Raw genomic sequence first — 15937 nt, forward strand, 5'->3', positions numbered from 1 at the left:
TTAAATTTGTTGATACTACTTTTAATTGGTTAATTGTGCACTGATCTTTTTCGCAGTGCAAATATCTTGTGTAATTTGTTGTTTTAAATCTGTTAATGAATCAAATTTTTTCTCATCACGTAATTTTTGGACGAATGTTATGTCTAAATATTGTCCATAAATATCCTCAGAAAAGTCAAATATATTCACTTCTAAAATAGCCTTTTTTCCATTAATGGTTGGTCTTAAACCAATATTGGCGATACCATGATAATGTTGGTTGTTACAGATATTTTTGACTTTAACAAAATAGACACCTTGTAGCGCAGGCTTTTTTCGGTGTAGGTGAATGTTGGCTGTTGGGAATCCTAATTGTCTAGCTAAAGCATTACCATGGACTACGCGACCTTGTATTGTATAATTACGCCCTAACAGACAATGAGCCAATTCAAAATCACTATTTAAAAGTGCTTGGCGAACGGCAGTACTACTTATGCGGAAATTATTCCAAACAAATGTTGGCATGCTTTCTACTATAAAGTCGTTGTTGTGCGCATATTGTTGCAGAAGATTGATATTCCCTTTACGGTCAAATCCAAATCGAAAATCATCACCAATAGTAATATATTTAGCTTGTAGCTTATTAATCAACCAATCTTGGATGAAATGATTCGCTGACATGTGGGCAAATTTTTTTGTAAATGGAATAACAAGAATATAGTCAACACCTAACTTTTCAATAAAAATGACTTTTTCTTGAAATGAAGTTAACCGTGAAGGTGCACTATCTTGTGTAAAAAACTCTAGTGGTTGAGGCTCAAATAACATCACAACCGTAGGCAAGTTTCTCTTTTTTCCTTGTTTAATAATATGGTTAATTAATTGCTGGTGCCCTAGATGAACGCCATCAAAATTTCCCAAGGTTAAAACACATTGAGAGAATTGATTTTTTAAATTAGTTATACCACGGATAATCTTCATGAAAACAATGTTATTTATATTGAGTAGCCCAGAATTATACCAATCTTTCTTTAAGATGCACGCAATATAAAGTGGCTTTTTGCGCTAGATGTTTGGTTTTTGTGATAGCTTAAGGAAGAGGTACTGTATTGACAGTACCAAATAGCATCGAATGATTAATAGTGATTTAACGTGCGTAAAAACTCTTGTCTTGTGCTTGGATTAGTCTTAAATCCACCACCAAGCGCTGTTGTTGTTGTCATACTGCTTGAGTCTTTAATGCCTCTTGCTTTTACGCAATAGTGGGTGGCATCAATGGAAACAGCAACATTGACTGTGCCAAGTAATGTTTGTAGCGCAACTAAAATTTGTTGGGTTAGTCGTTCTTGTACTTGAGGACGCTGTGAGAAAAACTCAACAATGCGATTGATTTTTGACAGTCCAATCACTTTGTCTTTGGGGATATAAGAAACCGTCGCTTTGCCGTCTATTGTTACAAAATGATGCTCACAAACACTGGTTAAAGTGATGTCGCGGACGGTTATCATTTCGTCAACTTGCATTTTATTTTCGATTAGCGTGATTTTAGGAAAATTTTCATAATAAAGACCTGAAAAAATCTCATCAACATACATCTTTGATACTCGATGAGGTGTTTCTGCAAGGCTATCATCTGTCAAATCGAGTTCCATAAGTTTCATTATTTCACGAAAATGAGCTTCGATTTTTTCTTTGCGTTCACCATTATCCATTGCTAATCGGCATGATGGTGTTTCAAGGTTTTTAGCCGCAAGCGCCGCTTTTACTTTTTGCGCAGCAAGACTTAATTCTGTCATTTATTACATACTCAGGCGAAAATAGATACAATATTATATAATACTCTTTATACAATATATAGTCGTTTACATATGGTTTTATATGTGAAACATTTATACTTTTTTGAAAATTCTTTACATTATATAATGGTTCTTCGTAAGAATATTATTTTTAATTAGGTTATACTACTTAAACAATTGTATTGAATAACGTTTAGGTGACTGTAATGCTAAATAACACACCGATTATCTTAATTGATGGCTCTGCTTATATTTATCGTGCTTTTTTTGCATGTCCTCCGTTAACCAATGCCAGAGGTGAACCCACAGGGGCTATTGTTGGTGTGATTAATATGATTCGCAGTTTGATTAATCAATATAATTCTTCTCATGTTGCTGTGGTATTTGATGCTAAAGGTGGCTCTTTCCGTAACGAAATTTATTCTGAATATAAAGCAACACGTGAAGTGATGCCTGAGAGTCTTCGCCCACAAATTGAACCAATCCACGCTATTTTAAAAGCAATGGGCTTACCACTGCTTTGCATTGATGGGGTGGAGGCCGATGATGTTATTGGTACACTAGCTAGACAAGCAGAAAAGGAAAATCTTGACGTATTGATTAGCACTGGTGATAAAGATATGGCTCAGTTAGTGAGTGACAAAATTACATTGGTTAACACCATGAATGATACCGCCTTAGATCCGCAAGGCGTAATAGATAAATTTGGTGTGCCGCCTGGCAAGATTATTGATTATTTAGCGTTAAGGGGGGATGCGTCAGATAATATTCCCGGTATTGCTGGTGTGGGTGAAAAGACCGCACAAAGTTTGTTAGCCGAGTTTGATGGTTTAAAAGATATTTATAATCGGTTAGACGATATTGAAAAATTGACAATCAGAGGCGCTAAATCCTTAAAACAAAAACTATTAGACAATCAAAAAGAAGCCGAGCTTTCTTATTTACTTGCGACGATAAAAACCGATGTTGAATTAGATTTTACTAGTGAACAGCTATTATTGGGGGATATTGATGTTAAAGCACTCATTGAGCTGTTTAATTATCATGGCTTTCATCGTTGGCAAAAAGAGCTAATTTCAGGCACTTTTTTAAAACAGCAAAACAATACCCCTATTGATGATAGTTTGCTTTCATTTATGCAACAATCTGCACCTGATTTACAAACAAACGATTATCAGTGCATATTAACCAATAAACAACTAGATGAATGGATTGCAACATTAACAAATTGTAAGCAATTTGCTTTTAACATTGAAAGTGATGGTATTGATCATGTACATGCTCAATTAGTAGGAATTTCGTTGAGTGTTGAATCTAATCAAGCGGCTTATATTCCTATTTCTCATCAGTATTTAGGGGTTCCAGAACAGTTACCAATAGATGAGGTGTTGGATAAATTAAAACCAATATTTGAAAATCCAGAAATCAAAAAAGTCGCCCAAAATGCGAAGTTTAATTATAGCGTTTTGGCAAATTATGGTATAACCGTGCAAGGCATTGCGTTTGATACAATGATTGAATCTTATGTATTAAATAGTACTGAACGTTATGATATGGATAGTTTGGCAAACCGCTATTTGAACCACAAAACCATTACTTATGAAGAGCTAACTCAAGCTGAGAAAATACAACTCAATATCAATGACATAGAAGTAGAAAAAGCTACACTATATGCCGCCGAATATGCAGATATTACTTTACAATTGCACAATAAGTTATGGCTAAATCTTGAAAAAGACCAAAAATTAAAAAATCTATTCACTGATATTGAAATGCCATTAGTTATTGTGATTGCCGAAATGGAAAGAACAGGGGTTTTGGTTGATACTAATTTATTGAATAAATACTCTGCTGAGTTGAACAAAAAATTAAAAGAACTGAAAGAAAGGTTACAATTTCTAGCTGGAGAAAAATTCAATCCTAGTTCGCCTAAACAGATTCGAGCTATTTTATTTGATAAACATCAACTACCAGTTTTAAAAAAGACGCCAAAAGGCGATCCAGCAACCAGTGAAGATGTGTTGAGTGAACTGGCCAATCAATACGAATTACCGCGCATGATTTTAATGTATCGTAGTTTAGCTAAGTTAAAAAACACATATACAGATAAATTACCATTGATGGTGAGCCCTATCGATCATCGGATCCACACTAATTATAATCAAATCGGTACGGTAACAGGGCGATTATCGTCAAACGAACCAAATTTACAACATATTCCAGTGCGTACCGAAGAAGGGCGACGAATTCGACAAGCATTTATTGCACCAAAAGGTTATAAGATTATTGCTGCCGATTATTCTCAAATTGAATTACGTATCATGGCTCATTTATCACAAGATAAAAGCCTACTTAACGCTTTTGCCAACGACAAAGATATTCACCTTGTGACAGCAGGCGAAATTTTAGAAAAACCTGAATCTCAAGTAACGCCTGAAGAACGAAGGCGCGCTAAAGCGGTTAATTTTGGTTTAATCTATGGTATGAGTGCTTTTGGTTTATCTAAACAAATTAATATTAGCCGTAAAGAATCCAAATTTTATATTGATCGTTATTTTGAACGTTATCCTAGTGTACAAACCTATATGGAGCAGACTCGCCAGCAGGCTGCTGAGAGTGGTTATGTTGAAACCTTATCGGGTCGACGTTTATATTTATCAAAAATTACTTCAACCAATGGTATTGAGCGTCGAGGAGCGGAGCGGGCGGCAATTAACGCACCAATGCAAGGTACAGCGGCAGACATTATTAAAACCGCAATGATTAAAATGAGTGAGTGGATTAAAAGTCAGCCTGCCGGCAATATTAGAATGTTAATGCAAGTTCACGATGAATTAGTATTTGAAGCTAAAGAAGAACTAATCGAGCAGTATTGTGCTGAAATTAAAAAAATTATGGAAAATTGCTATCAATTATCCGTGCCACTAAAAGTGGATATCGGTGTGGGTGACAACTGGGATGAAGCGCATTAATCATTCTAAATCAGTGTGAAACAAAAGGATAAAATACTAACTGTCTAACATTAATGGAACTATTGCCGAAACCTTTCGGCATGTTAGAATAAGCAACTAAATTGAATTGATATCAACATGTTATTTTGCTTGTTGATTCTGGCAGAATTAAGGAAAAGGGCGCTAGCAGTCTTTTTGTTGTTTAAGCTCGTTTTACTGTTATTATTAGGATTATTTCATGAAAATCAAAACCCGTTTTGCACCTAGTCCAACAGGCTATTTACATGTAGGTGGTGCACGTACAGCGCTTTATTCTTGGCTTTATACTCGTCATGCAAAAGGTTCATTTGTATTACGTATTGAAGATACCGATCTTGAGCGTTCAACACCAGAAGCGATTGAAGCAATAATGGAGGGTATGAATTGGTTAAAATTATCATGGGATGAAGGTCCTTATTATCAAACTAAACGTTTTGATCGTTATAATCTAGTTATTGACGAAATGTTAGCTAAAGGTACCGCTTATCGTTGTTATTGTTCTAAAGAACGTCTTGAAAAATTGCGTGAAGAACAGATGGCGAAAGGTGAAAAGGCGCGTTACGATGGTCATTGTCGTTGTGATTCGGTGCAAAAAGAACATTCTCATGATGAGCCACATGTTGTTCGTTTTGCTAATCCTATTGATGGTACTGTCATCTTTAATGATTTAATCCGTGGACCGATTGAGATCGCCAATAAAGAGCTTGATGATCTTATTATTCGTCGCACAGACGGTTCACCAACTTATAATTTCTGTGTGGTTGTTGATGATTGGGATATGGAAATTACCCATGTTATTCGTGGTGAAGATCACATCAACAATACGCCTCGTCAGATCAACATTCTCAAAGCGTTAGGTGCACCATTGCCTGAGTATGGGCATGTTTCGATGATTTTAGGGGATGATGGACAAAAACTATCTAAGCGTCATGGTGCGGTCAGTGTAATGCAATATCGTGATGACGGTTATTTACCCGAAGCATTACTTAACTATTTAGTTCGTTTGGGTTGGTCGCATGGCGATCAAGAAATTTTCTCAGTGCCAGAAATGATTAGCTACTTTTCATTAGACGCAGTGAGCAAATCAGCTAGTGCTTTTAATACCGAAAAACTACTTTGGTTAAATCACCACTATATTAATCATTTAGATGCAGATTATGTTGCTCAGCATTTAGTTTGGCATATGAACCAACAAGGCTATGATTTAGCTAATGGTCCCGATCTTATTACAATCATTAAGCTATTCGGCGAACGCTGTAAAACACTGAAAGAAATGGCTGAATCTTGTTGTTATTGTTATCAAGACTTTGCTGATTTTGATGCAGATGCAGCTAAAAAACATCTTCGTCCAGTGGCTAAACAGCCATTAGAGACTATTAAGGCTAAAATTGAAGCTATTGCTCAGTTTGACTGGCAAATTGATAAAATTCACCATGCTATTGAAGCAACGGCTGCTGAGCTTGATATCGGTATGGGAAAAATTGGGATGCCATTACGTGTTGCTGTAACGGGGATCGGGCAATCACCATCTGTTGATGCTACTGTTTTTGCCGTTGGTAAAAAGCGCACGCTTGCTAGAATTGATAAAGCTTTGGCATATATTACTCAGCGTGAGCAATCTCAAAATTAATCTATTTATTGCAGGGTAATCCCTGCAATTATTTTCGCCAAATCGAGAACTTCTATGGTTCGCTTAAAAAAACGCTATTGGATCTCACTTAGTATTTTATTTTTGATTGTACTGTTTTGCTTATATGGGTGGCACTATTGGCAGTCATTTAAGCAGAAACATGGAATTATGGTCGATTGGCATGGTGCTAGCATTGGTTTTGAAGGGCTTACTTTTGATGAACTTACTGTTAGCAAGCAATCTCAAATCTCTATAACAGCTAAAAATCTGTTAATTTCGTGGTCATATTTATCTGCAAATAATTTGGATATCCACTGGCAAGTAAATCAATCAGAAACGGTCGTAGATTCTGTCGAAAATGTAGTTGATACTGCTACTGATAATCTTAATCAATCTGATTTTGATCTCTCTTTGATTTCAACTGTTGTTTATTGGTTACCTAAGAATATTCATATAGATATACTGCGATTTTATGAACAAGATAAAAAACAATTCGATTTAAAAGTCGATATCAGTAAACAGCAAGAAGTGGTACAACTGGATGTATCAACCACTACTCAAGAGATCGCACAATTATCGGCTACTTTGTTTGTTAATCAAACAGCTTCGCGTGTTGATATACAAAACGGTCTTTTTAAAACATCTTTAAATCAATTAGGTCTAGAAAATAGTAACTTAACATTGCCTTTTACTGGTTGGGTATCTGCCCATCAATTGGCATTAACGACTTCAGATAAAGCCTCAATTAGCTTAGAAAAAGCAAATCTTTCTGAAGATTTACTTCTTGGATCGTCCTCTGGGCAATTGAATATTCAACTGGAATCAAAAATTCCATTTGATAGTAATAAATTGTCTGTTATAGCAATGCTAACGGTTAATAAGCTTAATGGTATTTATAAAAGTAGTGAAATTAAATCGGTGACAGGTGATGTTAATATTATTATTAAAGATAACCAGTTTACGGTTTCGACGCCAGCGTTCAATGTTCAAGAAGTAAATATGGGCATCGCCTTTGAAAAGTTAAAATTAGCGGGTAGTTATTCCGCTTCATTTAAAGCACCTAGCAAAGGTATAGTTACTTGGAGTAAGCTTGAAGCTAATGTTTTTTCTGGTTTAGTTTTTATTGAAGAAAATAAATTGAATTTAGACAAATTACCCCAACAATTTAATTTAAGGTTAAAACAGATACAACTAAAAGATATTTTTGATAAATACCCTGCCGAAGGGCTTGCCGGTGCGGGCGTAATTGAGGGCGTTTTACCTATTACCTTATTAGAGGTAAAGAAAAGGGGCGAAACAGCATTAAAGTTTGTCGTTACAAATGGTCAGTTAGCTACGATCAACCAAGGTTATTTACAGTTTGAAAATTCAACCTTGAAAAATTATGCACAAAGTAATCCAAATATGAAAATACTCACTGATATTATTAAAAATTTTCATTATACTAAGTTACAAGGTATAGTTGATTATGCTAATGACATTGCTAAACTAGGATTGAATATTCAAGGCAGCAATTTAGATGTCGAAAATGGCAAAGCCGTGAATCTAAATATCAATCTTGAAGAAAATATAACTAAATTGCTTATGAGTTTACAGTTGTCAGATCAAATTAGCGAGCCTATCCGTAAACGTATTGAAGATAATTTAAAAAAGGGATCTTCAAAATAAGGAGTTATTTTATGGTACAAAATGTTATGGTAATGATGGTACTAGCGGGAGTGTTAATTGGCTGTTCACCAACAGTTAAGGTTCAAGCTCCAAGCGAGCCAATTAATATCAATTTGAATGTTAAGATAGACCATGAAATTAATATTAAGGTTGATAAGGCGTTAGATAATATTATTAATAAATCTGGATTATATTAAACCAATAGGTTCTATTTTGATCGATGTATTTGATTGTGGACAAAAGGCGCCCCACATTCGAATTAATAAAATATGATGTATTTATTAAGGAGTTTGTTATGACTATCTATAAAAAAGTAATAATAACGTTATTATCAGCCGTTTTATCTTTTTCTGCATTTGCATTAAATTTAGAACAAGCGATGGATTCATTAGGTCAAGCCAAAGCGCAAGGCATTGTTGGTGAACAGGCTGATGGTTATTTAGGCGTAGTGAAAAATGAAGGTAACGCTACCGAAATTGCACAACTGATTAATCAGGCTCGTAAACAACAGTATCAAAAAGTATCCGCTGAAAGTAATATCCCTTTAAGTGAAGTAGAAAAAAAGGCCGGTAGTAAAGCACAAGAAAAGACCCCAACAGGTCAATATATTAAACAACAAGGTCAATGGTTAAAAAAATAATTATCGCTTTTTAATAACAATAACAAAAGTATAATGATATTGCACTTTTATTGTGTATCAATAATGTGTATCCTGTTTGTTTAAATATCTGTTCATAGTGTTTTTTATATTGAATAAAAATAAAAAATGGTATGAAATCTTATCTAGTTAGTTTTTATTTGTAACAATATCGCTTATGCGATTTGAAATGGAGAAAATCAATGTGTTCGATTTTAGGTATTCTTGATATTAAATCAGATCCAGAACAACTACGAACAAAAGCATTAGAGCTATCATGTCTACAGCGTCATCGTGGTCCTGATTGGTCTGGTATTTTTGCGTCTGATAAAGCTATTCTTGCTCATGAACGTTTATCAATTGTGGATGTTAATACAGGATCTCAGCCGCTTTATAATAAAGATAAAACATTAGTTTTAGCAGTAAATGGCGAAATTTATAATCATCAAGAACTCCGAAATCAGTACAAAGATCGTTATGAATTTCAAACTGGTTCAGACTGTGAAGTGATTCTTGCTTTATATCAAGAAAAGGGTATTGACTGTCTTGATGAACTACAAGGCATGTTTGCGTTTATTCTTTATGATATCAATAAAGGCACTTATTTTATTGGTCGTGACCATATTGGTATTATTCCAATGTATACCGGTCGCGATGAAAATGGTACATTTTATGTTGCTTCTGAAATGAAAGCCCTAGTGCCTGTTTGTAAAACAATTGAGGCTTTTCCTCCAGGATGTTACTTATCTAGTACCGAAGGTGAAATCAAAACCTACTACAAACGTGACTGGATGGATTATGACAATGTTAAGGATAATAAAACAGACATCAATGAACTTCGCCTTGCATTAGAAGAGTCAGTAAAAGGTCATTTGATGTCTGATGTGCCTTATGGTGTGTTATTATCAGGTGGACTTGATTCTTCAGTCATTTCAGCAATCACTAAAAAATTCTCAGCGCGCCGTGTTGAAGATCACGAAAAATCAGAAGCATGGTGGCCGCAGTTGCACTCATTTGCTGTTGGTTTAAAAGGTGCACCCGATCTTAAAGCGGCGCAAGCGGTTGCGGATCATTTAGGTACAGTTCATCATGAAATTAACTTTACTATTCAAGAAGGTATTGATGCCATTCGTGATGTAATTTATTTCATTGAAACTTATGATGTAACAACTATTCGCGCGTCCACACCGATGTATTTAATGGCACGTAAAATCAAAGCTATGGGCATTAAAATGGTACTATCTGGTGAAGGTGCTGATGAAGTGTTTGGTGGTTACCTTTATTTCCACAAAGCACCAAATGCCAAAGAGTTTCATGAAGAAACCGTACGCAAATTAGCGGCACTGCATATGTATGATTGTGCTCGTGCTAATAAAGCGATGGCGGCGTGGGGCGTTGAAGCGCGCGTTCCATTCCTTGATAAGAAATTCTTAGATGTTGCTATGCGCATTAATCCAAAAGATAAGATGTGTGGTAGTAATGGCAAAATGGAAAAACATATTGTCCGCGAAGCATTTGAATCTTACTTACCAGCATCGGTTGTTTGGCGTCAAAAAGAACAATTCTCTGACGGTGTGGGTTATAGCTGGATTGACACATTAAAAGAGATTGCCGAAAGTAAAATTACTGATCAGCAATTAGAAAATGCAAAATTCCGCTTCCCGTACAATACGCCGACTTCAAAAGAAGCCTATATGTATCGTGAGATTTTTGATGAACTATTCCCACTTGAAAGTGCAGCGCATTGTGTGCCAGGTGGTCCAACAGTTGCTTGCTCAACCGCTAAAGCGATTGAATGGGATGAATCTTTCAAAAACCTAAATGATCCATCAGGCCGTGCAGCGGTAGGTGTGCATAATGATGCTTATAAAAAATAAAGGATTAGACTCAAGATAATATTATCTAATTCAAATTTGTAAAAAGGGCTATATGCCCTTTTTTTATATTTAGCTAGAGCATTCTGATTAATCTACTTTTTTTAAAGTTCACTTTAACTTAAACTATCATAGTTTAGTGACTATAAACCTCCCATTTTTCATTCAACGATAATCTAATCATTTATTAAAAACTTTTCATTATTTTAAAATTTAGTTCATTAGTTTCATTGATTGGTATACGTTTTTGCAAAAATAACGCAATTTTCTATACAACATGTCTTGAATTTTTTATGAGCATTTTTTATTAAATATGTGATCTAAATTCATTTTTTTGTAAATCTAATAAACTATACTTAATGTTACCAGTCACATAACGACTGGGTGGAAAGTAAACAATGTTTATTTTCCAATAAATATAATTGTAAGAGTGGTGATTTATTAACTAGGAGCATTGAGTGAAAAATTATAGAATTGCAATAATCAACTCAAGTAGTTTTGGAAAATATTTTCCAGATCATTTAAAACGACTAGAAAAAATAGGTGAAGTAAAACATTTTACTTTTGAAAATAGTATTTCTGGAAAAGAATTAGCTGATGCATTGCAAGGATTTAATATTGTAATTGCAAGTGTCAGACCATTTTTTGATAAAGCGTTTTTTGATAACAAGAAAGATCCTTTACTTTTACTTTCTCGCCATGGAATAGGGTTTAATAATGTTGATGTTATTGCCGCTAAAGAGCATGGTACGATCGTTACTATTGTTCCCCCTTTAGTTGAGCGAGATGCGGTTGCTGAAAATGCTGTAACGAATTTACTGGCATTAATTAGGCAAACAGTTCAATCTCAAGCGGCTGTTAAGTCAAATGAATGGAAAAAAAGAGCCTCTTTTTTAGGCATTAATGTTACGGGTAAAGTTGTTGGTGTTATTGGATGCGGTAATATTGGCAGTCGAGTAGCAGAAATATTTAAACATGGCTTTAATGCTCGATTACTTGTGGTTGATCCTAAGGTCAATAAAGAATGGGCACATAAAAATAATATCGAAATTGTTGAATTAGATTATTTGCTTCAAAATTCCGACATCATCTCTTTAAATGCATCACTGAATGAAACAAGCTACCATATCTTAAAAGAGCCTCAATTTTCTTTAATGAAAAAAGGTGTCTATATTACGAATACTGCACGAGCTGAATTGATTGATGAAAGTGCGTTATTAAATGCACTTGATAGTGGTATTGTTGCGGGACATGCAACTGACGTAATGTATGTTGAACCTTCATACGATGACCATCCTTTAGTTAAGCATCCTAAAGTACTTGTTACACCTCATACTTCCGCTTATGCCATTGAATGCCTGCAAGGTATGGGGGAAAAGTGTGTACAAGATGTAGAAAATTTTGTTAATAATTTAGAACTACAATCAGTTGTTTCTTAATAAATTATTTTAAATTTTAACTAATAATAAAAATATTAAGGAGTTTATATATGCAAGAAATGCATGTAACGTTTCTTCAAGCGGCGATTATTTCCATATGGGTTGCAATGGTTATGTCACGGGGATTGGGTGGAGCAACCTTAACGTTAAGGTTTACCCCAATGATGACTGGTTTAATTGTTGGTGTTGTTTTTAATGATATTCCAAACGCGATGATAACAACTGCTGCAATACAATTAATTTACATGGGCGTTTTTTCGCCAGGTGGTCAAATGCCATCAGAGCCAGCTATTGCAACTGCAGTTGCTGTTCCTGTTGCGTTGCTTGGAAATATGGAACCAACAGCCGCGGTTGCAGTTGCTGTACCCGTTGGTTTATTAGGATCTTACCTGTATCAACTAAGATTTTTCTTTAACACTATGATTATGAAATTAACTGAAAGATATGCGCAAGAAGCAAATAGTTCAGGATTAACTTTTTCTATAATTATATTACCAATAATTTGTAGTTTTGCCTTATTTGTTCCGTTTATGTTTGTTGCACTATATTTTGGAGCACCGATTATTGCTGATGTTATTAAATCCAATGCCGGAGGAGTGGTTTTCCATATTCTTAACGTTATCGGTGGTGGCCTTGCAGCAGTTGGTATTGCATTAACCATTTATGTTATTGGTAAAAAGAGCTACATCATTTTCTTCTTATTGGCTTATTTTATGGCAGTAATGGCCAAACCACTGAATATAACAATGGTAACTTATGCGATTGTGGGAGCTATTGTTGCCTTTATTTTCGTTCTTGCAAAAAGTGAAGCAGTAAATTCTGCGGCGGATCAGCCTAGAAATAATTCAAATAATAACAATCAAGATGATGACGATTATTAATCTACAGTGATTTGATGAATCAATTAGATAGAGGAATTTTATAATGACAGAAATAGTACAAGAAAGCATTGATCTAAAACCAGAGACTATTACTAAAAAGGATATAACTTTTGCTTGGTTACGATGGTATTATGCCAACGAAATCCCACACTCATTTGATCGTTATCTTGCGGCATCATTGATGTGGGGGTTAATGCCAATCCTTAAAAAATTATATAAATCAAAGAGCGAACTGGCAGCTGCTTACCAACGACATTTATTGTTTTTTAATACTCAAATAACTTGGGGTGGAGGAACAATTTCAGGAATTATGGCCTCTCTTGAATCAGTTCGAGCCGATGAGGTTTATCAAAACAAACCAATCAGTATTGATGATGATGTACTTTATAATACTAAAGCGGGTTTAATGGGAGCATTAGCCGGTATTGGGGATGCGATTGACTCGGGTACTATACAATATATTTTTATTGCAATTGCACTTCCTTGGGCACAAGAAGGATTAGCAATTGGTGCGTTGTTCCCTTTCTTTGCTTTTGTAACATATCAACTTTTTGTGGGATATTATTTTGCACAATTAGGATTTAAATTAGGTAGAAATGCTGCTACAGAAGTTGTGGGTAACAAAATGCAGATGCTTATAGAAGGCTTATCTATTTTAGGTCTGTTTATGATGGGGATTTTAGCCGCGAGCTATATTAAAGTCTCATCAAGTTTAAAATTTACTTTATCAGGTAAAGAGTTTGTTATACAAGACACATTGGATAAAATTTTACCGGGTGTGTTACCGCTTGTTGTTGTCATGGGGCTTTATTTTTATTTTTCTAAGAAAGGTTTAAAAGTCACCAGAGCATTAGTTGGGTTAACCATCATACTGGGTGTTTTAGCTGCAATTGGCATTTTATAAAATAGCGATATAAAAAATAGAGGTTATAAATTATGGGAAAAGTTGTTTTAGCTCGTGTAGATAGTCGTCTCATTCATGGTCAAGTTGCAACTAACGTTTCTAAAGCGGCTGGGGCTAATGCCTTATTCGTTGCCGATGACTATTCAGCAAATGATGAGTTCACAAAAAATATCATTTTAGGTGCCGGTGCTAGTACAGGCCATAAAATTAGAGTATTAAAAGAAGATGGCGCGGTAAGATATTGGAATGATCGCAAATATGATGATTTTAATGTTATCTTAATTACTAAAAATATTGAGGTAATGTATAAAATTATTAAAGCTGGGGTACCAATAACCAACCTTAATATTGGTGGATTACCGCTAGTGCCTGGTGCAACTTCAATAATCAAAGAAGTATCTATTAACAAAGAGCAACTTGATCTATTGATTGATTTACAAAAGAGTTTTCCTAATATGGATATCTATTTTCAGGCAACGCCTTCATTGAAAAAAGTAACACTAAATGAAGCAATTAAGATGTTTGAATAATCAAGGATGGTAAAAATGATAGGTGTCTTATTAATTAGCCATGGCAAAATGGCATCAGGAATGAAAGATAGTGTAACAATGATTGTTGGAGAACAAGACAAATTTGAAGCATTATCACTTAACCCAGGGCAAGATATTAATCAATTAAAAACGGATTTATTTAATTGTACCAAATCGTTAGATTCTGGCGATGGTGTTTTAGTTTTTGTCGATCTGTATGGGGCTTCACCTTATAACGCATCAATGCAATGTGTGCCACAATGGCATGATCTTGGCATGAATGTTCGCGTTATTACTGGTATGAGCTTGCCAATGGTAATTAATGCAGTATGCAATAGAGATTCGCTATCACTCCAAGAGTTGACAAAAGAGTGTATTGAATCAGGGCATGAAAACATTCAAGATGCTATTGCAAATATTATGCATTCCAACAAATCTGAAAGTGAAGACGATTATTAATTAGTTTAATTTAACTAATATTATTTATTAAGTTGATAGTTTTTAGTTTATACCTATCAACTTATTTTTTATCTTCATAGTTAATCGGATTGTATAAAGGTTTATTCACTATATTATTTTAAATTTAGATAGTTTATTAAAAATGGAAATACTTAAAGATCTTGTTCTACGATATTGCGTCATCTTTGGCAAGCGGTTTTCTTCTAAAGAAAAGATTGCTTTTTTAAGAGTGATATCTAAAGAACTCAGTCAATTAGGCTATATAGTTGATGCAAAACTGGCTAAATTAAAATTAGCCACAAGACGGTATGAAAACTACTACAATGCTTATATTGGTGATTTAAATAAAGCCGAATTAATCATCTGCACTTATTATGATACGGCTATTAACTGTTTTAATCTTCAAAAAAACTATGCATTTACACCGCAATTTAATAAATTAAATTACTTTATCAGCATTGCGCCTATTGTTTTTTTATTTATTATATCGCTGATATTAAATTATTTTGTCTTTCTTCCAAATATTAGTACTCAAGGCTTTTTTAGTTTTTCTGGCATCAGCTCAATTATTTCAACCGTTTTGCTATTTTTTGTTGTATTTAAATTTAAAAGCGGCATTCCTAATCAAAAGAATTTTGTTTGTAATTCATCAAGTATTATTACTATTATTAACTTAATTAATCAACTCGACAAAAAAGACAAGAAAAAAATAGCCTTTGTTTTATATGATGGAGGCAACAGCGGCCAATACGGCTTAAAAATGCTGGAAAGTTACTCTAGCCAAATGAAGGACAAAAAATTTATTTTTATAGACAGTATTGGTAATGGCAATGATTTAATTTATCTAAAACCCGAAGGATCTAGTCTACAAATAGAAGGTAAGACTATTTATACAGGAAAAATGGAAACCCAATTACCCAATTACATCATGATCACATCTGGTAATATAGATAAAGAGGGTAAAATTGTTATTAATAATGCTCATTCATCAAAAGACAACTACTTATCTAACGAAATAATCGAAAAACATACCCAGTCGCTTCATGATGTATGCCGTTCATTAACAACTCGTTATGTCAATAACAATCAAAAATAGTATTTGAGTAGAGGGAAAGCGATCACATCTACCAACCGATTGGGTAGATGTGAT

General features: G+C 34.4%; 14 protein-coding genes. 12 read left to right on the forward strand and 2 right to left on the reverse strand.

The features are described 5' to 3' along the window. Positions 1 to 21: 21 nt before the first annotated feature. Both ribF and folE read right to left on the reverse strand, forming a co-directional pair. Positions 22 to 960 carry a bifunctional riboflavin kinase/FAD synthetase gene (gene ribF, locus GQ598_RS03275; protein WP_160402341.1) on the reverse strand — a complete coding sequence of 313 codons (939 nt, stop codon included), beginning with the start codon at positions 958 to 960 and terminating at the stop codon, positions 22 to 24. Positions 961 to 1115: 155 nt separating this feature from the next. Beyond that, positions 1116 to 1775: a GTP cyclohydrolase I FolE gene (folE, locus tag GQ598_RS03280; protein ID WP_091349344.1), complete on the reverse strand. Its 660-nt coding sequence runs from the start codon at positions 1773 to 1775 to the stop codon at positions 1116 to 1118. 206 nt (positions 1776 to 1981) lie between these two features. On the opposite strand from folE, the gene polA reads away from it, so the two are divergent. From polA to GQ598_RS03340, 12 genes are all read left to right on the forward strand, one after another. Next, positions 1982 to 4747 (forward strand): DNA polymerase I, encoded by a 2766-nt coding sequence (polA, locus tag GQ598_RS03285; RefSeq protein ID WP_160402342.1) that lies wholly within the window; start codon positions 1982 to 1984, stop codon positions 4745 to 4747. 217 nt (positions 4748 to 4964) lie between these two features. Continuing rightward, a complete protein-coding gene (gene gltX / locus GQ598_RS03290) occupies positions 4965 to 6395 on the forward strand; it encodes a glutamate--tRNA ligase (protein ID WP_160402343.1) in 1431 nt (476 codons plus the stop codon). Positions 6396 to 6449: 54 nt separating this feature from the next. Next, positions 6450 to 8063, forward strand: a complete 1614-nt coding sequence (locus GQ598_RS03295) for a YdbH domain-containing protein (RefSeq protein WP_160402344.1) — start codon at positions 6450 to 6452, stop codon at positions 8061 to 8063. A gap of 11 nt (positions 8064 to 8074) precedes the next feature. Continuing rightward, a complete protein-coding gene (locus GQ598_RS03300) occupies positions 8075 to 8260 on the forward strand; it encodes a YnbE family lipoprotein (protein WP_160402345.1) in 186 nt (61 codons plus the stop codon). Between the two features lie 98 nt (positions 8261 to 8358). After that, the gene (locus GQ598_RS03305; RefSeq protein WP_160402346.1) at positions 8359 to 8703 is read left to right on the forward strand and encodes a YdbL family protein; all 345 of its coding nucleotides are present in this window, start codon (positions 8359 to 8361) and stop codon (positions 8701 to 8703) included. Positions 8704 to 8903: 200 nt separating this feature from the next. Continuing rightward, positions 8904 to 10577, forward strand: coding sequence for an asparagine synthase B (gene asnB / locus GQ598_RS03310; RefSeq protein ID WP_160402347.1), 1674 nt, complete (start codon positions 8904 to 8906; stop codon positions 10575 to 10577). 455 nt (positions 10578 to 11032) lie between these two features. Further along, positions 11033 to 12013, forward strand: coding sequence for a D-isomer specific 2-hydroxyacid dehydrogenase family protein (locus GQ598_RS03315; protein ID WP_160402348.1), 981 nt, complete (start codon positions 11033 to 11035; stop codon positions 12011 to 12013). A 59-nt stretch (positions 12014 to 12072) separates the two neighbouring features. Continuing rightward, positions 12073 to 12894, forward strand: coding sequence for a PTS sugar transporter subunit IIC (locus tag GQ598_RS03320; RefSeq protein ID WP_091349396.1), 822 nt, complete (start codon positions 12073 to 12075; stop codon positions 12892 to 12894). A 43-nt stretch (positions 12895 to 12937) separates the two neighbouring features. Beyond that, the gene (locus GQ598_RS03325; protein ID WP_160402349.1) at positions 12938 to 13798 is read left to right on the forward strand and encodes a PTS system mannose/fructose/sorbose family transporter subunit IID; all 861 of its coding nucleotides are present in this window, start codon (positions 12938 to 12940) and stop codon (positions 13796 to 13798) included. Between the two features lie 32 nt (positions 13799 to 13830). After that, positions 13831 to 14328, forward strand: a complete 498-nt coding sequence (locus GQ598_RS03330) for a PTS sugar transporter subunit IIB (protein ID WP_091349363.1) — start codon at positions 13831 to 13833, stop codon at positions 14326 to 14328. A 15-nt stretch (positions 14329 to 14343) separates the two neighbouring features. Next, on the forward strand, positions 14344 to 14787 hold the full coding sequence (locus GQ598_RS03335; protein WP_160402350.1) for a PTS sugar transporter subunit IIA: 444 nt from the start codon (positions 14344 to 14346) through the stop codon (positions 14785 to 14787). A 142-nt stretch (positions 14788 to 14929) separates the two neighbouring features. Next, on the forward strand, positions 14930 to 15883 hold the full coding sequence (locus GQ598_RS03340) for a hypothetical protein (protein ID WP_160402351.1): 954 nt from the start codon (positions 14930 to 14932) through the stop codon (positions 15881 to 15883). Positions 15884 to 15937: the final 54 nt, after the last annotated feature.

It is taken from the genome of Gilliamella sp. Pas-s95, from assembly GCF_009795795.1.
Lineage (GTDB): Bacteria > Pseudomonadota > Gammaproteobacteria > Enterobacterales > Orbaceae > Gilliamella > Gilliamella bombicola.